At 35.8% G+C, this 19,839-nt stretch carries 18 protein-coding genes, 1 tRNA gene and 1 pseudogene; 6 read left to right on the top strand and 14 right to left on the bottom strand.

Annotation, left to right across the window (positions count from 1 at the left end; translation table 11 throughout):
* The first annotated feature begins 16 nt into the window (after positions 1 to 16).
* Entirely contained in the window at positions 17 to 1,300 is a 1,284-nt protein-coding gene (gene eno / locus RHABOEDO_RS01095; protein WP_215216365.1) for a phosphopyruvate hydratase, read from the top strand.
* Here the strand turns inward: eno and RHABOEDO_RS01090 are convergent.
* Genes RHABOEDO_RS01090 through RHABOEDO_RS01080 form a run of 3 tightly spaced genes read right to left on the bottom strand, consistent with a single transcriptional unit; the run spans position 1,272 to position 4,839 of the window.
* Positions 1,272 to 2,216: a hypothetical protein gene (locus RHABOEDO_RS01090; protein WP_215216364.1), complete on the bottom strand. Its 945-nt coding sequence runs from the start codon at positions 2,214 to 2,216 to the stop codon at positions 1,272 to 1,274. The genes eno and RHABOEDO_RS01090 overlap by 29 nt on opposite strands.
* Entirely contained in the window at positions 2,209 to 4,044 is a 1,836-nt protein-coding gene (locus RHABOEDO_RS01085) for a sulfatase-like hydrolase/transferase (RefSeq protein WP_215216363.1), read from the bottom strand. The genes RHABOEDO_RS01090 and RHABOEDO_RS01085 overlap by 8 nt, the downstream gene beginning before the upstream one ends.
* Positions 4,045 to 4,053: 9 nt before the next feature.
* Positions 4,054 to 4,839, bottom strand: a complete 786-nt coding sequence (locus RHABOEDO_RS01080) for a DUF8085 domain-containing protein (protein ID WP_215216362.1) — start codon at positions 4,837 to 4,839, stop codon at positions 4,054 to 4,056.
* Positions 4,840 to 4,922: 83 nt separating this feature from the next.
* Between RHABOEDO_RS01080 and RHABOEDO_RS01075 the strand changes: the two genes are divergently transcribed.
* Positions 4,923 to 5,360, top strand: a complete 438-nt coding sequence (locus tag RHABOEDO_RS01075; protein ID WP_245397533.1) for a hypothetical protein — start codon at positions 4,923 to 4,925, stop codon at positions 5,358 to 5,360.
* On the opposite strand, the gene RHABOEDO_RS01070 is transcribed toward RHABOEDO_RS01075, so the two are convergent.
* The 5 genes from RHABOEDO_RS01070 to RHABOEDO_RS01050 all read right to left on the bottom strand — a co-directional run bounded on the left by RHABOEDO_RS01070 (position 5,357) and on the right by RHABOEDO_RS01050 (position 7,678).
* Positions 5,357 to 5,941 carry a peroxiredoxin gene (locus tag RHABOEDO_RS01070; protein ID WP_215216360.1) on the bottom strand — a complete coding sequence of 195 codons (585 nt, stop codon included), beginning with the start codon at positions 5,939 to 5,941 and terminating at the stop codon, positions 5,357 to 5,359. The two genes, RHABOEDO_RS01075 and RHABOEDO_RS01070, sit on opposite strands and share 4 nt — an antisense overlap.
* Positions 5,938 to 6,588, bottom strand: a complete 651-nt coding sequence (locus RHABOEDO_RS01065) for an MBL fold metallo-hydrolase (RefSeq protein WP_215216359.1) — start codon at positions 6,586 to 6,588, stop codon at positions 5,938 to 5,940. The genes RHABOEDO_RS01070 and RHABOEDO_RS01065 overlap by 4 nt, the downstream gene beginning before the upstream one ends.
* 23 nt (positions 6,589 to 6,611) lie before the next feature.
* A tRNA-Arg gene (locus RHABOEDO_RS01060) sits at positions 6,612 to 6,685 on the bottom strand.
* A gap of 235 nt (positions 6,686 to 6,920) precedes the next feature.
* Positions 6,921 to 7,133, bottom strand: a complete 213-nt coding sequence (locus tag RHABOEDO_RS01055; RefSeq protein WP_434062190.1) for a transposase — start codon at positions 7,131 to 7,133, stop codon at positions 6,921 to 6,923.
* 128 nt (positions 7,134 to 7,261) lie between these two features.
* Positions 7,262 to 7,678 carry a hypothetical protein gene (locus RHABOEDO_RS01050; protein ID WP_220017665.1) on the bottom strand — a complete coding sequence of 139 codons (417 nt, stop codon included), beginning with the start codon at positions 7,676 to 7,678 and terminating at the stop codon, positions 7,262 to 7,264.
* Positions 7,679 to 8,122: 444 nt separating this feature from the next.
* Between RHABOEDO_RS01050 and RHABOEDO_RS01045 the strand changes: the two are divergent.
* The 3 genes and pseudogenes from RHABOEDO_RS01045 to RHABOEDO_RS01035 all read left to right on the top strand — a co-directional run bounded on the left by RHABOEDO_RS01045 (position 8,123) and on the right by RHABOEDO_RS01035 (position 10,555).
* Positions 8,123 to 8,887, top strand: a pseudogene (locus RHABOEDO_RS01045) (IS5 family transposase).
* A gap of 93 nt (positions 8,888 to 8,980) precedes the next feature.
* Positions 8,981 to 10,327 carry a glycine--tRNA ligase gene (locus RHABOEDO_RS01040; protein WP_245397532.1) on the top strand — a complete coding sequence of 449 codons (1,347 nt, stop codon included), beginning with the start codon at positions 8,981 to 8,983 and terminating at the stop codon, positions 10,325 to 10,327.
* Positions 10,328 to 10,390: 63 nt separating this feature from the next.
* Positions 10,391 to 10,555 (top strand): hypothetical protein, encoded by a 165-nt coding sequence (locus RHABOEDO_RS01035; protein WP_215217767.1) that lies wholly within the window; start codon positions 10,391 to 10,393, stop codon positions 10,553 to 10,555.
* Positions 10,556 to 10,630: 75 nt separating this feature from the next.
* Here RHABOEDO_RS01035 and RHABOEDO_RS01030 read toward each other — a convergent pair whose 3' ends face one another.
* The 4 genes from RHABOEDO_RS01030 to RHABOEDO_RS01015 all read right to left on the bottom strand — a co-directional run bounded on the left by RHABOEDO_RS01030 (position 10,631) and on the right by RHABOEDO_RS01015 (position 14,405).
* A complete protein-coding gene (locus tag RHABOEDO_RS01030) occupies positions 10,631 to 10,798 on the bottom strand; it encodes a hypothetical protein (RefSeq protein ID WP_215217407.1) in 168 nt (55 codons plus the stop codon).
* Between the two features lie 272 nt (positions 10,799 to 11,070).
* Positions 11,071 to 12,744: a chaperonin GroEL gene (groL, locus tag RHABOEDO_RS01025; protein ID WP_215217406.1), complete on the bottom strand. Its 1,674-nt coding sequence runs from the start codon at positions 12,742 to 12,744 to the stop codon at positions 11,071 to 11,073.
* 28 nt (positions 12,745 to 12,772) lie between these two features.
* On the bottom strand, positions 12,773 to 13,072 hold the full coding sequence (locus RHABOEDO_RS01020) for a co-chaperone GroES (protein ID WP_215217405.1): 300 nt from the start codon (positions 13,070 to 13,072) through the stop codon (positions 12,773 to 12,775).
* A 109-nt stretch (positions 13,073 to 13,181) separates the two neighbouring features.
* Positions 13,182 to 14,405: a DUF1343 domain-containing protein gene (locus RHABOEDO_RS01015; RefSeq protein WP_215217404.1), complete on the bottom strand. Its 1,224-nt coding sequence runs from the start codon at positions 14,403 to 14,405 to the stop codon at positions 13,182 to 13,184.
* A 1,025-nt stretch (positions 14,406 to 15,430) separates the two neighbouring features.
* Here RHABOEDO_RS01015 and RHABOEDO_RS01010 point away from each other — a divergent pair.
* On the top strand, positions 15,431 to 17,542 hold the full coding sequence (locus tag RHABOEDO_RS01010; RefSeq protein WP_215217402.1) for an ATP-dependent helicase: 2,112 nt from the start codon (positions 15,431 to 15,433) through the stop codon (positions 17,540 to 17,542).
* Between the two features lie 256 nt (positions 17,543 to 17,798).
* Here RHABOEDO_RS01010 and RHABOEDO_RS01005 read toward each other — a convergent pair.
* Both RHABOEDO_RS01005 and RHABOEDO_RS01000 read right to left on the bottom strand, forming a co-directional pair.
* Positions 17,799 to 18,591 (bottom strand): IS5 family transposase gene (locus RHABOEDO_RS01005; protein ID WP_220017853.1). Its coding sequence is split into 2 segments (ribosomal slippage): positions 17,799 to 18,326 and positions 18,328 to 18,591, totalling 792 coding nucleotides; the frame shifts between segments, so codons are not numbered across the junction.
* A gap of 168 nt (positions 18,592 to 18,759) precedes the next feature.
* Positions 18,760 to 19,791, bottom strand: coding sequence for an IS110 family RNA-guided transposase (locus RHABOEDO_RS01000; protein ID WP_220017664.1), 1,032 nt, complete (start codon positions 19,789 to 19,791; stop codon positions 18,760 to 18,762).
* Positions 19,792 to 19,839 lie beyond the last annotated feature (48 nt).

Raw genomic sequence — 19,839 nt, 5'->3', positions numbered from 1 at the left:
CCATTAGGCATTTTATATGAGTAATATCGAATCTATTGATGCTTTAGAAGTACTCGACTCTCGCGGCAATCCCACAATTGAGGTTTCTGTTTTTGCTACAGATGGTAGCCAAGGTAAAGCCATTGTTCCCTCCGGAGCATCCACCGGTGAGCACGAAGCTGTTGAACTAAGAGACAAAGACCCTAAGCGCTATCAAGGTAAAGGTGTTCTGCAGGCTGTAGAAAACGTGATCAATCCTCTTGCTAAACTTTTAAGAGGAGAATCCCTTTTTGCACAAAATAAAATCGATCAGTTAATGATTCAAGCAGATGGAAAAGAAGATAAATCACGCTATGGAGCTAACGCTATTCTAGGAGTTTCTCTTGCAGTAGCTAAAGCTGCTGCCTGCTCTAAAAAGATACCTCTTTATAAGTACTTACACCCTCAAACCAATTATATAATGCCCCGCCCTATGATGAATATTATCAATGGAGGAGCTCATGCAGATAGTCTACTCGATTTTCAGGAGTTTATGATTCGCCCTGTCGGAGCACCTAGTTTTCGTGAAGCATTGCGCTGGGGTGTAGAAATCTATCACATACTAAAATCGCTTTTAAAAAGCAAAGGATATTCTACATCGGTTGGAGATGAAGGAGGATTTGCTCCTAGATTAGAATCCAATGAGATAGCTCTCGATTATATCTTAAGGGCCATTAAGCAAGCGGGCTATGAACCAGGTAGCCAAATAACCATTGCCATGGACTGTGCCGCTTCTGAATTTTATGACAGTTGCAGCAAATCTTATATAGAAAGAAAAAAACAAGCAGCTGGTATGCCTTTTAGCACACGTTCAACAGAAGAGCTTATCACCTACCTTAGTGAATTATGCGAAAAATACCCTATTGATAGCATTGAAGACCCTCTCGATCAAAATGACTGGAAAGGTTGGCATAAATTAACAACTACATTAGGGAAAAAAATCCAAATAGTCGGAGATGATATCTTTGTAACCAATCCAAAATTTCTACAAAGAGGGATTGATCAAGGAGTGGCTAATTCTATTTTAATTAAACTCAATCAAGTTGGAACTCTATCAGAAACTCTTGGAACTATAGATCTAGCAAAAAAGAATCGATATAAAACCGTTATTTCTCATCGCTCAGGAGAAACAGAAGATACAACAATTGCTGATTTAAGCGTGGCTTTTTCAACAGGACAGATTAAAACAGGAGCACCTTGCCGTACAGATAGGGTTGCTAAATACAATCGTCTACTGGAAATTGAACATGAACTTAAAGCTCACGCGCATTTTGGCAAATAAGTAGCGGCTGTCCTGCAAATAATAGAGTATGCGCAACTAAAGGCTTTAGTTCTGCATCTATGGATAATACATATCTATTTCCAATGAGAGAGCCTACTTTGGAGACAGAATCTCCTTGTGCAACATAAGTAATAAACCGCTGTTTAATTTCTTTTTCAAGCTGATTCCAGTTTTTTTTTTCCTGTTTAAATACTCCTGGAGGATGAAAAGCAACAGAGGATTCTTTGCTTAATAGATCGTAATATTCGATAAAGGTATGCCCAGCTAGAGCTCCTCCTAAACTACAGCCCAGTACACGCGCAGTCTTTTTTTTTTGATGAACTTGGGCTAACCATTCTTGGATCTGTAATTTCGCTTTCCTAAATACGCTAAACCCAGGACCAGAAAAATCTAAATCGCTAAAAAGAGAAGCTAAGCTTCTCTTAGTAGTTAGACTACAATCCGTTCCTCGAAAAATTAACAAAGAAGAAATGTGAGAATTTTTTGGAATCCAACCAAAAGCTGGCATCTGTTGCCAAAGATTAAAAATTCGATCTAGAACAAATGTCTCTAAAAAGATTTGATTTTGTAAATTACGAACAGGAATTTTTATCTCATGGCTTAAAGCAATATCGCGATAGGCTAATGCTTTGCAAAGAAGCTCCGTTACACAAAAATCTAGCCAGTTATTATCTACCTCTACAGTGTTTTCTAATGCTCCTTGCACAACTTTTAAGTCCCCTTGACTACTAGATACGAAAGAGAGCAGAGGTGCATGTGAGAAATATCCATGCTCTTTTGCAAACTTTTGTAAACTTAAAGGACTTCTATAGGTTTTGATTTCCTCTTGTGTTTCATAAGAGCATCTCTGGTAAGGGAAACAGGTTCCAAGTAGTGAATCTAGTTTTGATAGGCTCCAAGTTCTTACATTACTCATGAGAAGGAAATACCTTTTTAAGAGCTGGTTTGAATCGCTCTTCTAGGATTTGTTCTTTGTTAGCTAATAGATCATCATGCCATGTTTTTACATCTATGAGTTGTAATCTTTTACAACTAAAAACATCCTTTTCTGCACGAAAAATCGCTTTATATTCTTTATCGTGAATGCAAAATTCTGTCGGGGAAAAACAAGCATTGAACCGGGTGATTACCGCATAAGGCCAATGACTCTCTTCTAAAACAGATTGTCCTTCATAATTTCCTATAAATGGTTTTTTCAATAAATAGTGAAATAGAGTAGGGAAAATATCCATATGCGAACTAAGTCGATCTAAAGTGCATCCACTCCATTTAGGATCGTTCCCTAAACGATAATAAAGAGGAATATGAAGCTGTGGATAACTTAAATGAGAAGCATGAAAAAGATGTCCTTGTTCATAAAACTCTTCTCCATGATCTCCTGTAATTACTACCAAAGCATCTTCATCCGATTCAAGAGCTACGAAAAATTTCCCAAATAAGGTATCCACAAAATGCAGCGCATTTCGATAACGATTCTTAATTTTTTCTAAATAGTTTTTATTATTAGAGAGAGCTTTTAGATAGTTAAGGGTTTGATCCACTGGTTCAAAAACAGATTTTTTCTCAATAGGCCAGCTGTAGTCTAAATGCGTAGAATCTAAAAAAGTAATAAATACCCGCCCACCTTTATTCTGTTGCATATCCTCTATTAAACAATTGACAACAGCTTGGTCTTTTAAATAAGTAGGTACTGCTACAGAATCTTGCGTAACCATTTTATCAATAAGCTCTCGATTACGACCAAATAAACTCTCTCCCATTCCGTAATAACCAAGGCGTGAGGAGGCGTATACATGGATGCGATATCCACTTGTCTTCAATATTTGTAAAAAAGGACTTCCCATGGCTTTTTGCTTTAATAATAAAGAATTCCAATGAAATGGCAATTGAGAATAAAAAAGTGAAAACCAGGAAAGATGTGTTGCATTTGCATTAGCAAGAGCTAATTGAAAAGAGAGCGCCTGTTCTTTAAAAGAGTTTAAATAAGGAGCTATTTCATGATTAATAAAATCTTCTCTTAAAGATTCTACTATAAATAAATAAATATCTGGTTTTGCATTTAAATGCAATTTCTCAATCTCTAATAAGTTATGTTCTTGCAGAGCTAGAATAGGTTGATCTACTTCTAAATACTCCTTTTCTTTCACAAAAAAAGTGGTTTTCCAAGGCAGGATTTTTTGATATGCCTGTATATTATCAAGCATTTTCCTATCTAGCGTTATTAAATCCCAACCACATAGTAAAAGAAAACTACCACCTAATAATACAATCAGAGAATGAAAGGAAAGATAAAGAGGAATTTTGTCACTCCAGTATTGTGTTTTTTTAAAACACAATACACTCGAAATTAAGATAATGACCGAGCCAAAAACTAAAAGGACCCAATTGGTTAAAGAAATATTGCTTGCATACAGCAACTCTAAAATATTGTCCCATCCTTCTTGCAGCATAAAATTTAAAGCAAACCAAAATGAAATATCCATTAGTCGAATAAGAGGAAAATCAATGATATAAGCTAAGATTAAAAAGAGGCTCAATCCAACTATGTTGACAGCAAAAGGAATATATAAACTGAGAAGTTTAGCTAATATCATTAATAAAATAGTTTCAAGAGCACATTGTCCTATTGCATCAACATACCATATGACTACATTGGACTTTAGCAACAAATGAACAATATGTAATGTACTTATCCATAAAAAATAGAAGCCAAAAAACCAATAGTTAATCGATTTTTCTTTCATGGATTATCTTTAATTTAATAAATCAGTAACAAACTCTTCCCAAGATTTTTTCTTAATAAAAACCTCAATGCGTTCAGGGTGTTGTGGATATACCTGCTCTACAAATTCTGGTATAAAGCGTATGAGGTTATCTACAGCGTATTCTTCATCCATACGATGAGAAAACCCTTTAATAAATTCATTCCATTTAAATCTACTGGTCTTAATTTGACGCATACAATTTTTTAGTTCTTCATTGGAAAAGATATATCCAATAAAGCGCAAAGGATGAATATAATTCACTTGATCTCCTTTTTTTTCTAAATCGTTTTGCAGAAGCAGTAATTTTAGCAATCCTTTTTCTGCCATTGTTTTAATAATGATGCTGATATTTTTTTTATCCTCTTCTAATAAAGGAAGTTGATAAAAAGAATCCTGCGTAGATACAGAAACAAAAAAAGCTTGCATTTGTCTTTGTATTTTTTCTTGATAAGCGGTTAACTCTTTTTGCATATCTTTCCAACTAATATTTTCAAACAGCTGGCAAAAAACTAAAGGAATATTCTCATATTCTCCTGTTAATCTTTTAAAGACTTGGCTTTTAACGTTTTGATAGTTTTCATAATCAAATCTTTTGGCAAGAAAAAGATTCTGAGAAATTTCCTGAATAAGTACTGCTTTGGCTTGAAAAAAATCATCTTGATCAATTAATTGATGAACAGTATCAAAAAAATTTTCCTCTATTTGCTCTTTAGATTGCACAAAGATAAATCCCATATGACTGATAATCAGAGACAAAAGGAAAATTCTCAGCATCTAGCCACCTCCATAAATTAAAACATTAGTTTTAATTATACAAAGAATTTCCTACAACAACTTTACTTATATTGAATTTTTTTTTGAAAAAATATAAAGAAACAAATAAGTCCCTTTCAAAGGAGGAAGAGATGCGCCATACGGTTTTTTTATTTGGAGAAGCAGAAAAAGGAGAGTTTTGCACTCCTAAGTTCTGTAAATCTGCCTATCAACTAGCAGAAAAATTTGGCAATCCTCCTAAGGGAAGCGAAGGATTACCATGTGGCATTCAGATGCTACTCTACAATAGGTTGTTAATCTATTTTAGAGTAAAAGAAGAAGGTTTTAGCTTGCCGGATTATAAACAAGGGCTAAAAATGCTTAAAAATCTAAAAGCATTCCCTAAGCTATCAGCTATTTGCATGCCTGGAGTAGGAGATGAAGATATTATCAAACGCACCATTGCCATTTGTTTTTTATACCAAAGCATCTTCGTTACTTCTCAAAAAGATCTCTATGACTTCTTAACCAGCCACGCTTAGCTAAAATAATGAACCAATCCCACTGCATCCGGTTGCATGGTTTTTTTACCCACGCTCCAATTAGCAGGGCAAACCTCTCCATGCATTTCAAAGCAGATTAATGCATCTAAAATACGCAAAACCTCTTCTACAGAACGTCCAATGGGGAAATCATTGATTAAAAGATGACGTATCATTCCTTGACGATCAATTAAGAACAAACCTCGATAAGCAATTCCTTCTTCTTCATGCAATACGCCATAATCATTAGCTATTTTCTTATTCAGATCAGAAATAATCGGATATTCTATCCCTTCAATACCACCTTTAGCTTTAGGAGTAGAAAGCCAAGCTAGATGAGAAAATCCACTATCCACCGAGCAACCAATTACTTGAGCATTTCTTTGCTTAAATTGTTGAAGGGCTTCTTGAAAAGCGTGCACCTCTGTTGGACAAACAAAAGTGAAATCTAAAGGGTAGAAGAAAAGCACAACATATTGCCCTAAAAAATCATCTAAAGAAAACCCATCTATTATTTTATCCCCTTGTGCAGCCTTTGCCCTAAAAGAAGGGGCTTTTTTTCCAATCAGTAAACGACTCATAACGTCCTCTTGTGTAAAAGTTTTTCCATTGCATGAATGTTTGAAAGTTCTTGCTTAATTGTAGTTTTATCCCCATGCCCTGGATAGACAATAGTCTCTTGTGGAAGAGCTCCTAATTTTTTTAAAGATTCTATCATTGTAAGGGTAGGGCATGCTGTTGGCAAATCCATTCGACCAATAGCTCCTTGAAATAGGGTATCTCCTGAAAAGAGGATTTTCTGTTTCTCCAGATAAAAACATACACCTCCCGGAGTGTGGCCTGGAGTATGAATGACTTGAATGTGCAGATCTCCTACATTAACCACTTCACCATCTTTTAGATGATGATCTACTTTTACTCCTTGAATAGGAATAAAGAGAGGAAGCCCATCAGAACCAGGATTTATGACATTAGTTTCATCATCTTGGTGTATATAAACCGGTATATCCAAATGATTTTTTAGGCAAACAACGTCTGCAATATGATCCCAATGAGAATGAGTAAGAAGAATTTTTTCCAGTGTTAATTGGTGCTCTTCTGCATAAGAGCTAAGCTCTGTAGCACTATCCTGTCCTACATCAATTACAACAGCTGACTTAAAAGATGGGCAGCTAAGCAAATAGCTATTCGTATCTATTGGCCCGGTTGAAAATCTTTTTACGATCATAGATAGCTCTCTATAGAAAAAAATGCACCAGAGAGGATTCGAACCTCCGACCTCCCGGTTCGTAGCCGGGTGCTCTATCCAGCTGAGCTACCAGTGCATAGGGGATACATCATCCCGATTTACTTGATTTTCAGCAAGAGCGTTTTATTTTAAATGAGCTCTTTAAGAGAACCTTTTTTTATACTTTTTTTTCATTCTTGCCATGCTCTTGTTTAAAAATCCTAGGAGATCGCTCTTGAAACGCATGTTAATCCTTGCCTTTTACCTCTCACAAATTTCAGCACCTCTTTATGCAGAAAAGATAATTCAACAGATTTTTACTAAGATCCCGTTTAAAATCTTTTCAAAAGTAGAGCAATAAAAGCGAGAACCACCATATTCAGGATTGTACATAGTTTTCTTTCGCAATTTTTCCATAGCCTGCGACATTTTTCTATCCATGCAAAAGAACGCTCTACAACCCATCTTCTAGGAATGACTGTAAAAGTATGAAGTGCATTTCTTTTGGCTATTTCTACATTTTTAACAATTTGAGCATCAATAATTACAAAGCTTGTTTTCTCTTTCCAACCACTGCTTTTTCTGACTTCGCCAACCCATTTTTTTAAAAACTATTTTAAGAATAGTCTTAGAATTTTTATCCTCTTTTTTATTCCAAAGATGGAAATAATAATTACAAATTGCGAGCTTTAAAGTTCAGGTTATGCAAGAGGTCTAGTGTATTTTTGATTACTACATTTACAGCAAATTTTACACAGATAAATCTTATGTTAGCTTTATTAAAACCAAAATTAAAATCAAAAATTTCTAAACCCCTCACTCTTATTAAAGAACAGATGCTTATCCTAAAATAGTTCGTTAAATACATTCCTACAAGAACTCTTAAGTTTTTTTCTAGATCTTTATCAGACATAAGAGGCTCTTTTAAAAACTTGTTTTCGATAAACTTGACAAAAATACCAGAAGCATTATCAGCCATTGAATAAATCGCTCCATCTCTTGGGGAAATAACCCGAGTAATACGACCTGTTATGCATCCAACTACTCCAGCTTCAAAGATATCAGCTGCATTTTTAGAAGTTGTTTGCATGTAAAAAGAGTCATTTTGCCAAGCTGATCGTAAGTGTTGCACTATTTTCATTTAGTTCTTCTTGCGTCTAATCAGGTTTTTCTTTTAAAAATTTTTCATAAAAAAGATAGGACATTTGAGTAAAAAAATGATTGTAATGATAGCTTTTTCTAAAAAACTACTAATATTCCTAGTTTTATATCTTTTTGTTATATAGTAGTGTCAATTCAAACGGCTAGCTTAATGGGGTTCAAGTCAACGACTTGAAACTTGTCGTTAATCCTATATTTTTCTATGCGATTGAATCGGAACCACTATAGACACCCCTAAGAGGATACAAATTTAACAGAAATAAAGTAAAATACAATTTTCATATAACTCTTGGAAAGCCCTATTCTTAGAGCCTGTTTAAAATCTTCTCATTAAGGTATAATGATAGTTTTCATAAAACCTTTGGAGGTAGTTATGACCCGCTCTTATCCAAGCGATATTTCTCGTAAACAATTTAGCAAAATCCATTTAATACTTGAGTCTACATGCAAAAAAACACGTCCACGAAGAGTTGATCTATATGATATTTTTTGTGGAATTTTGTACATTTTAAAAAGTGGTTGCCAGTGGCGTATGTTACCCATAGAATATCCTAAATGGGAATTATGTTATTATTATTTCCATTTTTGGAATAAAAAAGATGATAAAAATTCTAAGAGTATTCTTGAAATAGTTTTAAAAAAAATTGGTTGGCGAGGTCAGAAAAAGCAGTGCTCGGAAAGAGAAAACAAGCTTTGTAATTATTGATGCTCAAAGTGTTAAAAATACTGATACAGCGGAGAAGATAAGGATATGATGCAGGGAAAAAAATATCAGGAATAAAAAGACATATAGCAGTCGATACCCAAGGGCTCCCTCATGCGATTCACATTACCACTGCTAATATCACTGACAGAAATGGGTGTATAGAAGCATTTTCACTACATAAAAACCATTGGAGAATATTCTGGAGAAAAATTTGTAAAGAGTGTGCAGGAGATATTAGGATGTATATTAGAAATAGCCAAAAGAAATACACTTCATACTTTTACAGTTATTCCCAAAAGATGGGTTGTAGAGCGTTCTTTTGCGTGGATAGAAAAATGTCGCAGGCTATGGAAAAATTGGGAAAGAAAACTACATGCAAGCCTGAATATGGTGGTTCTTGCTTTTATTGCTCTACTTTTGAAAAGATTTTAAACAGGCTCTTAGCTATTCTTTTCCCAAAAATACTAGAGTAACTATAATCATAGCTCAACTGATCTGGGAGAAAAAATGGACAGCAAAATATCGATGGATGACATTGTAGCTCTTTGTAAAAGAAGAGGTTTTATCTTTCAAAGCTCAGAAATTTATGGAGGTCTTCAAGGGATATATGATTATGGACCTCTAGGAGTTGAACTAAAAAATCACTTGAAATCAGCCTGGTGGAAATCTATTGTCTATGAAAGAGATGATATTGAGGGTTTAGATTGCTCGATTATTACCCATCGCCTAACACTGAAATACTCTGGTCACGAGGACACCTTTACCGATCCCATGGTAGATTGTCGTCAGTGTAAACATCGCATGAGAGCAGATCATATTGTTGATCATAAATGCGATCATTGCGGATCTAAAGACTTAACACAGCCGCGCAATTTTAATTTGATGTTTCGTACGAATTTAGGACCTGTTGATAATGAGACAAGCTTCGCTTATCTTCGTCCAGAAACAGCACAGAGCATCTTTACCAATTTCAAACACGTAGTGGATGCAACCTCAAGAAAACTACCCTTTGGTATTGCACAAATTGGAAAAGCATTCCGTAATGAGGTTACTCCTAAAAATTTCATTTTTAGAGTGCGTGAATTTGAGCAAATGGAACTCGAGTTTTTTGTAAAACCAGGGGAAGACGAAACCTGGCATAAAGTCTGGGTAGAAAATCGGTTAAATTGGTGGAAAAAGCAAGGTCTTCAGGCAGAAAACCTTCAATTACAACCACAAAAAAAAGAAGAATTAGCGCATTATTCAAAGGCTACTACTGATATTTTATATAGATTTCCACATGGGTTTGAAGAATTAGAAGGAATAGCCAATCGAACGGATTTTGATTTAGGATCCCATACCAAAGCTAAAGAAGAATTTACTTTATTTGCTAATGTAGCAACTAACAGCGATTCCAATACAAAACTTGGCATTCAAGATCCTCAAACCAAAGAATACATCATCCCTTTTGTGATTGAACCCTCTGCTGGTTTAGATCGTGGAGTATTAGCTATTCTAACACAGGCTTTCACAGAAGAATTATTACCAGAAGGACAAAAGCGTATTGTTCTAAAGCTAAAACCTCATCTAGCTCCGATTAAAGTAGCTGTTGTTCCTTTAGCTCGCAATAATGAAAAAATTGTGACAAAAGCTAAAGAAATTAAGCATTTCCTACAAAAACTAGGTATTGGTCGTATTAAATATGAAGATACGGGGAATGTAGGTAAAGCCTATCGCCGTAACGATGAGATTGGAACACCACTTTGTATTACAGTGGATTTTGATACTTTTGAAAACACAGAAGAAACGGTTACGATTAGAGACCGCGATTCGATGCAACAACAAAGAATTGCAGTTAAAGAACTCATTTACTTCATTAAAAACTTCTTTTAATCTACTTAAGATCGCTTTTGTTATTTCAAGAGCGATTTTATAAGAACTAAAACTTTTTACGAAATGCTGCAGTTACTCGTTGACCTACCGGTGGAATACACAGCGGTAGATTTAAACCCCCCATTTGAACTAGAGCCTACAGCCACTGATTTACCTCCATCGTACGTGGGGATCCCCTCTTTACCACAAGAAGATGAACCACAAGCTTTTTCAGCATATGCATTATAGTAGTGCCAATTCAAACGGCTAGCTTAATGGGGTTCAAGTCAACGACTTGAAACTTGTCGTTAATCCTATATTTTTCTATGCGATTGAATCGGAACCACTATATACAAAAGAAGATTCTTGTTTCATGCGATTTAAAAGATCTATCTTATAATCTCTATGAAAAGAAGACCTTTTTTCCCATAGATCTTGCAGTTGTTTTATACTTTGATAAAGATCCTGCCACGAGTCAATGATTTCTTCCATAATAGGAGCTTCTTCATCAAGCAGAATTTCTTTCTCTGCTGATTGGATATAAATTGCTCGCTTGCTTGTAAGAAAAAATCGATCTCCTGCAGCTCTTTAGCATCCATATACCACCTGTTTTTTGAGCAAATTTAGATATCTACTTAAATTCACTGTTGGGAGGTAAATTTTTTAAACATTTTAAGTAAACAAAAAAATTAATTATGAATATAAAAAAGGATCCTTATAAAGATCCTTTTTTTATGAGGTAAGAAAACTAAAGATTTATATACTTAAAAACCCATACCTCCCATATCACCCATCATACCTCCCATACCACCGCCCATCATACCATCCATATTAGGCATAGAAGGAACCGCTTTTGATTTGGGTTTGGGTTTTTCTGTAATTACAGCATTAATTGTTAATAACATGCTGGAAACAGAAGTGGCGTGTATAAGAGCGCTTTTTGTCACACGCACTGGATCGATGACTCCATCTAAAACTAAATCGCTAAATTGATCTGTAAGGCCATTATAGCCCCAGTTACCATGTTGCTCAAACACTTTTTCAGCAATCAAATCCCCTTGCTTGCCGCAATTATGAGCAATCGCAGCCGTAGGAGCAAATGCAGCCCTACGGATGATTTCTACACCGACTGCTTCATCGCCGCTACATATAAGAGAATCTAGTGTCTTAATAGCTCGTAAAAGCGCAACTCCTCCTCCTGCTACAACCCCTTCCTTAACAGCAGCGCGAGTTGCATGTAGAGCATCTTCAACACGCTCTTTTTTTTCTTTAAGCGCGGTTTCAGTACCAGCCCCTACATTGATAATAGCTACCCCACCAGATAATTTAGCCAATCTTTCTTCCAAATGCTGTTTTGCATAGTCTGAGGTCTCTCTTTCAATTTCTGCTCGTAAAAAAGCTATTCTAGCTTGAATCGTTTTTTTATCGCCAAAACCATCGATAATCGTAGCGGAATCTTTGGAGATTTTAATGCTCTTTGCTGTTCCAAGAACTTCTAGACCTACATTCTTTACAAAAAGTCCTAGGTTCTCTGTAATTAAAGTAGCCCCCGTAAGAATCGCTATATCTTCTAAAAGAGCTTTCCTCCTATCACCAAAAGAAGGAGCCCCAATAGCACACACAGGTAGCGGAGATTCTCCTAGTTTATTGATAACTAAAGTGGTGAGCACCTCTTCTTCCATATCCTCTGCGATAATTAATAAAGGTCGTTGAATTTCTTTTACTTTTTCAAGAATAGGAACTAATTCCTTAGCTTGTGATAATTTTTTATCCGTTATCAAAATCAAAGGGTTTTCATATTCAATGATCATTTTTTCCGCATTATTCACAAAGTAGGGAGAGAGATATCCTTTATCAATCTGCATTCCTTCTACAACATTTAAGAGAGTATCAATCCCCTTTGCTTCTGCAATGGTGATTATGCCATCTTGACCCACTTTCTGCATGGCGGCAGCTATAATCTCTCCGATTTCGGCATCATTATTAGCAGAAACTGTCGCAATTTGCTTAATCTCTTCATTGCTTGCAACAGGGGTAGCCAACTTGTCTAAAGCGGCCAACAGATGAGAAACCGCTTTATCCATGCCTTTTTTCAGCAGCATTGGATTTGCTCCAGCTCCCACATTTTTCATTCCTTCTTTATAAATAGCATAGGCAAGAACAATTGCGGTTGTTGTACCATCACCTGCAACATCTGATGCTTTACTAGAAGCTTGTTTGACTAGTTGTGCTCCTACATTTTCAAAGGTATCTTTGAGGAAAATTTCTTGAGCAACAGTTACTCCATCTTTGGTACAAAGAGGTGATTTCCCTCCTTTATTAATAACAACATTACGACCTTTGGGGCCCATTGTTGCAGCTACTGCTCTAGCTAGTTTTTTCATCCCTTCTAAAATAGATTTTAGGGCTTCTTGATTAAATTGCAGCATTTTAGCCATATAGCATATCTCCTTTAAGGCTTAAAATTTAAACAAGAACTCCGAGAATATCATCTTGAGATATAATCAGATATTCAGCTTGCTCATCTTCTGTTTTTACTTCGGTACCAGCATAGGAAGAAAAAAGAATACAATCTCCTACTTTTACATGCATGGGTCTTAATTTGCCTTGTTCATCATATTTACCAAGGCCCACTGCAACAACCTCTGCTTCTCGGGATTTTTCTTGCACGGATTCTGGTAATAGAATTCCACTTTGGGATTTTTTAGCATTAGCTCTTTTTATAAGAACTTTATCTCCAAGTGGCTGCATATGATTAGCTGACATAAAATAACTCCTCATTTTATTGATTTTGCATAGCAAATCCTACAAATACAATCTATTTTTGTCAATACAAAGAGAGCATTTTTTAGCAAAATAAAGTTGCAAGTGCTAATTAATACAACAAATAAGCACTGCGTTTTGTTAAAAACTTTTGACGATCTTCGAATTGATAACCAATTAGCTTCCAAGCAATATACTCTTCGTTACTTAATATCTCAAGCATGTGCTCATTTCCATTAGCTTTACAAAAATTTTTCTTTCTTTCTGTCCCTAGTTGCTTAAGTCTATTTGTAAACTGTTCTCGATAAAGGCTTTTTAAAAGACCTATGATCATATACTGTACGCTAAGCGGCTTATAGATCTTATGATCGAGAATAAATAATAAAACCCCTTCGCAATTCTCTGATTGATAAAGCCCTGTAAGAGGGCGGTAATAACAGGGATGAAAAATAACTCCGGGTAATTTCTGCGCATTTAGCTTTTTAGCAAACTGCCTTGCATTGATCCAAGGAGCCCCTACAACTTTAAAAGGGAGAGTGCTTCCTATACCGATATTTGCGATTCCTAACTCTCCTAAAATCCCAGTGGAAGCATAAAATAAAGGGGTTTCTGCCTCGGGAATATTAGGGCTTGTAGGAATCCAACATAACTTCGTATCTTTAAAGAACATCGATCTTTGCCATCCCTTCATGCGGATTACTTCTAAATCACATCCAATGCGATACTCTTGATTAAAATAACAAGCTAGCTCTCCGATTGTCATTCCATGACAATAAGGAACATTGATATATCCGATGTAAGATCGCCATTTATTCTCTAACATAGGCCCATCTACAATCAAGCCTCCCATAGGGTTAGGACGATCTAATACCATCACTGAAATTTTATGTTTAGCCGCCTCTTCTAAGATATAACAAAGAGTCGTAAGGTAAGTATAAGACCGGCATCCAATATCTTGTATATCAAAAATTAGTAGATCAATCCCTTGCAACATGCTCGAAGTAGCTCGTCTAGTGGCTCCGTATAAACTATATACGGGCAAACCATGAATACTTTGCGGTTCTACTTTAACACCCGCTTGTTCTAAACCATATAAGCCATGCTCTGGCGCAAATAAAGCAATGAGCTGAGTATCATGATTTAAAAATAACTCGATGGTAGAAGAAAGGTTGCTGTTGACTCCTGTTTGATTAGTAATAAGTCCTAGTTTTTTATTCCGTAATTTAACAATATTGTTCGCTTCAAATAAACAATCGACCCCTAGTTTCAGCTCTAACCCTGTTACAGAAAGGCAAAAACTCCAAATTGCTAAGAAAAAAAACGTAAAATTAAACATAGTATATTCTTTTTATCACAGACACTAAAATATCATCCATTATTTATTTTTAAAACACTGTATATGTGAACTTTAAAAAGACATTCCAACTAAACATATCTTATATAGATAATTTAAATAAATCTCTCGAACAACAAAAAATGTTTTTAAAAAAAACATTTTTTTATTAATGTCCAGAAATAGAGAAACAACATTACCCATGTGGATTAAAGGGGGGGAAAATGAAGAAGTATTTATTAGCCATTGGATTGGCTTTGTTACAAACAACATTTAGTATGGCTCGAGATCACTCTCCTGCTCAGAACAATGAGTTTGAAAAAGAAGGATATATATCACAAGATAGTTCTAAGGAGTTTACTGACACAAGTGATCTCGTTGGAGCACGTAACGCTAAGCAACTGCAAGTAGACATGATACAGAGAGATGTTGTCCATAATGGGGATGACCGATACGATAATAATAGTAGACGTTGGGGAAGAAAAAGAGCAGATGATGAATTAAATAATGCAGACGGCTGTTGCGCTCCTAAGCCTAAGTGCTGCAAACCTAAGTGCCCTAAGCCTAAGTGCTGCAAACCTAAATGTTGCCCTAAGCCTAAGCGCTGCAAACCCAAGTGCCCTAAACCTTGCTGCAAACCTTGTGAACCCACAAGACAACCAGCTTGCACTACAGATGGATGCTGCGTGCCTAAAAGAGAACCAGCTTGCACTACAGATGGATGCTGTGATTCTACAAGATTTATGCAATCCGAAAAACCAAAATGTTGTAAGCCAAAAACATACTGCAAAAGAACGCCAAAGTGCTGTGATGACAATACGATGAGAGATGATAGTAATTACAGGGATCGCAGCAATACGATAAACCGTCGCGATAGAAATGCACTAAGAGACATGTAAACCAAGCATGTCGGCTATCCTTTCTAAAACATGTTTTAATTTGCCTTTGAACCCAAGTATTTATCAGATTACTTGGGTTTAAAAGCAGTAATTTCTTATCATCGATTCAAAAATTTGAGCTTCGGTGGTATGGATTTTCTAGAACAACTCAATTCTCAGCAACGTGTTGCAACAACTCATATTGAAGGACCCTTACTTGTATTAGCTGGGGCGGGTTCCGGTAAAAGTAGAGTAGTGACCTATCGTATTGCCCATTTGCTTAAAATAGGCGTCCCCTCCTCTGAAATCTTAGCTGTGACCTTTACCAATAAAGCAGCTGATGAAATGCGCCAAAGAATTTTTCATCTAACCCAGGAAAGCATACTATCTTGTACCTTTCATAGCTTGTGCGCACGTATTTTGCGCGAATCGATCACTCACTTAAATTACCGCAGTGACTTTACCATTTATGATCAAGAAGATAGCGAAAGGGTAATCAGAGAATGTTTAAAAACGCTTGGGCTAAAAGAAGATAAAGCAACTCTTAAAAAGTTAAAAACACAGATTTCTCAAGCAAAAAACGCATTGACCCAACCAGAAAATATTCCTCTTGATGAAAGACCTCTTTGTCAAATATACGGGATATATCAACAGAAGCTCAAAGAGTATAATGCTCTTGACTTTGATGATCTGCTATATCTAACCGTGGGTCTGCTTAAATCTAACAGCCAAGTTCTAGATATATACCAAAAATGCTGGTCCTTCATTTTAATTGATGAATATCAAGATACTAATATGGCGCAATACATGTTAATTCGCCTACTAGCCGCTCGTCATAATAACGTTTTTGCAGTTGGAGATCCCGATCAATCCATTTATTCCTGGAGGGGTGCTAATGTACACAATATCCTAAATTTTGAAAAAGATTTTCCAGGGGCTAAAGTCATCGCTTTAGAAGAAAACTATCGCAGTCATTCTCTCATTTTAAAAGCAGCAAATTCTCTAATTCAACATAATGAAGGCAGATACCCTAAAAACCTATGGAGCAAGAGAACAGAAGGAGAAAAAATCACCCAATATCTTGCTGATACCGAATATGAAGAAGCTCGTTTTGTCATTTCACAGATTCATAAACTACACATAGACCAAAAAATGCGTTTAAATGAGTGCGCCATCTTCTTTCGTACGCACTCTCAATCTCGTCTATTTGAAGACTATCTATTAAAAGAAAATATTCCTTATGTAATCGTTGGAGGACTCTCCTTTTATCAACGAAGAGAAATCAAAGATCTATTAGCTTGGTTGCGTATGACTTTAGCTGGCACAGATTTTATCGCTTTCTCACGTACAATTAATCTACCAAAACGAGGGTTAGGGGATACAACTCTTCAAAAATTACGAGAATTGGTAGAAAACTATAAAATCGATATTTTAACATGTATTCAAAGTATTCTTAATAAAAAAATCCCATGCAAACTCTCTAACAAACAACTGCAGGGATTAAAAGAATACACCAATCTCATTCTCTCACTGCAAAAAAGTGTTCTGCAAAAGACAAAACTCTCTTTGCTTATTGAACAAATTATTCATCAATCCCACTATCTCGACTACCTGCGTGAAGATCCAGATAGCTACCAAGATCGAAGAAGAAATATAGAAGAGTTAATTACCAAAGCAACAGAATGGGAAGAAGAAAATAAAGAAGCTTCTTTAGCTCAGTTCTTAGAAGAGTTAATTCTCAAATCCGCTCCAGAGAAGCCAGAAGAGAATGATCGTATTCGTCTTATGACCTTACATAATGGTAAAGGTCTTGAATTCTCTTGTGTATTTATAGTGGGGCTAGAAGAAGAATTACTTCCCCATACTAATGCCCTTGGTCATTCTGATTCTTTAGAAGAAGAGCGTAGACTATGCTATGTAGGAATGACACGTGCTAAAGATCTTTTATTCCTGACAGCAGCTCGTCAACGCCATCTCTGGGGGATGACTAAGATAATGCAGCCTAGCCGCTTCTTAAGTGAGATTCCCTCGGTATTTATTCAAATACCTCCCAAAAAACCCGTAGAGACCTACACCCACCAACAAGTAGAGAAGAACAATTTCCAGGAAGGAGATAGAGTATTTCACAAGGACTTTGGTTTAGGAATTATCCAAAAACAATATAATACATCTCTTGGTATGACATATGATGTGTTCTTTCCTCAATCTAAAATGCTACGCTCTTTAGTTGCAAAATATGCAAAATTACTTCCAGCTGATTAATAAATTGGGTTCTCTAATTGCACACAAGGGGAATATAAATTCTCTTAATTCTTCATAAGCTCTCCGAGCCGATATTTTGCTTGCAAAATAAAAGGCGTTTTTTAAGATCTTAGGACAGCAAAGTTTAATGCGGGAGATAAGTTCAGGGTTCTCTGCGGAGTCTTTTTGAAGAAAACTATTTTAGATTCTTCGCTCCATTATGCTATCCGAAATGAAATGGGCAAGACAATGTATATTACGGCTTCTAAGAGCCTGTTTAAAATCTTTTCAAAAGTAGAGCAATAAAAGCAAGAACCACCATATTCAGGCTTGTATATAGTTTTCTTTCGCAATTTTTCCATAGCCTGCGACATTTTTCTATCCACGCAAAAGAACGCTCTACAACCCATCTTTTGGAAATAACTGTAAAAGTATGAAGTGTATTTCTTTTGGCTATTTCTACTATACATCCTAATATCTCCTGCACACTCTTTGCAAATTTTTCTCCAGAATATCCTCCATCTGCTAAAACATTTTTTACACCGAATAAATGGTTTTTATGTAGTGAAAATGCTTCTATACACCCATTTCTGTCAGTGATATTAGCGGTGGTAATGTGAATCGCATGAGGAAGCCCTTGGCTATCGACTGCTATATGTCTTTTTATTCCTGATATTTTTTTCCCTGCATCATATCCTTTCTTCTCCGCTGTATCAGTATTTTTAACACTTTGCGCATCAATAATTACAAAGCTTGTTTTCTCTTTCCGACCACTGCTTTTTCTGGCCTCGCCAACCAATTTTTTTTAAAACTATTTCAAGAATACTCTTAGAATTTTTATCCTCTTTTTTATTCCAAAGATGGAAATAATAATAACACAATTCCCATTTAGGATATTCTATGGGTAACATACGCCACTGGCAACCACTTTTTAAAATGTACAAAATTCCACAAAAAATATCATATAGATCAACTCTTCGTGGACGTGTTTTTTTGCGTGTAGACTCAAGTATTAGATGGATTTTGCTAAATTGTTTACGAGAGATATCGCTTGGATAAGAGCGGGTCATAATTACCTCCAAAGGTTTTATGAAAACTATCATTATACCTTAATGAGAAGATTTTAAACAGGCTCTAAGAGCCAACTCATTTGTCGTCTTTACCTATTTCTTCGGTTTTCTCCTGCAAAAAATTTTAGTCACTTTTCCTAATGTTTTTATTTCTAAAAAAATGCGTTTTTAAGCTGCCTTTGGCTCACCGTAAATAAATTCTTTTTGTTCAATCAGCATCTTATGCATAATTACGGATAACTTTCTACCTACTGCTAAGGCGGCTTTCTTCATTCCTTTTTTTCTCATGATTTTTAATCCCCAAGCTTTTAGCTTGCTCCATTTCTTACTTCGTGTCAGCATTACTATTCCGGCTTCAACTAATAGAGATCTAAGTTCACTGGATCCACATTTTGAAATTCTTCCCTGTCTTTGCACCTCTCCGGAGGCATACTGTTTAGGCGTCATACCAAGATAGGCTCCTACTGATTTAGAATCGTTAAAACGAGTGGGATCAAAAATTTCTGTTTTATAGGTTAATGCTGTTACAGGTCCTACGCCAGGGATTGTCATAAGCCGTTGTACTTCTTTATCTTGACTGACCAGCTTAAGCATTTCTTTATCCAGTTTTTCTACTTCCTCAACTACCTTATCAAAGGTATTTAATAGAGAGGTTATGCTCAGAACAATACTTTTTTCCTGTTTTTCTATCTGCTTTACAACCACAGACGAAAATCTTTTGGATCCCACAGATCCCAATCGTATTCCGTAACTTTTAAGCAAGCCCCTTACAGTATTTTTTAACTGCGTTTGCTGTTTAATTAGCGCTCTTCTGGAAACTAACAAAATACTTTTTTCTACTGAATCTTGGGGCTTACAGTGTACTCGTGTATACATACCTGATCGAAGGGCTTCTGCGATTCCTCGTGCATCATTTTTGTCTGTCTTATTTATTTTCAAAGCAAGAATCGTACTCAGCTTCCTTGCATCCATACATAGGGGATCTATAGCTCTTTTTCTAAATCCTGTGACTAGGTAATGAGATAAACATCCACTTTCAAAGCCAACAACGATTTCTTGAAAATCTCTTTTGGAAAAATCATCTGCTAGTAAATCAGGATCTGTTTTTTCTGAACCTTCATGGACAATCTTACCTTGTTCATTTAATACACAGATAAAAGTTCTTTTCATTGATACATCTAATCCAATATAATGCTTCATAGGTTGCTCCTCATTTTTTTGCTCTTTAATGAGCGGTTTTGAGATTTG

It is taken from the genome of Candidatus Rhabdochlamydia oedothoracis, from assembly GCF_019453995.1.
Taxonomy (GTDB): Bacteria; Chlamydiota; Chlamydiia; order Chlamydiales; family Rhabdochlamydiaceae; genus Rhabdochlamydia; species Rhabdochlamydia oedothoracis.
This window is presented reverse-complemented; position numbering and strand designations above follow the sequence as displayed.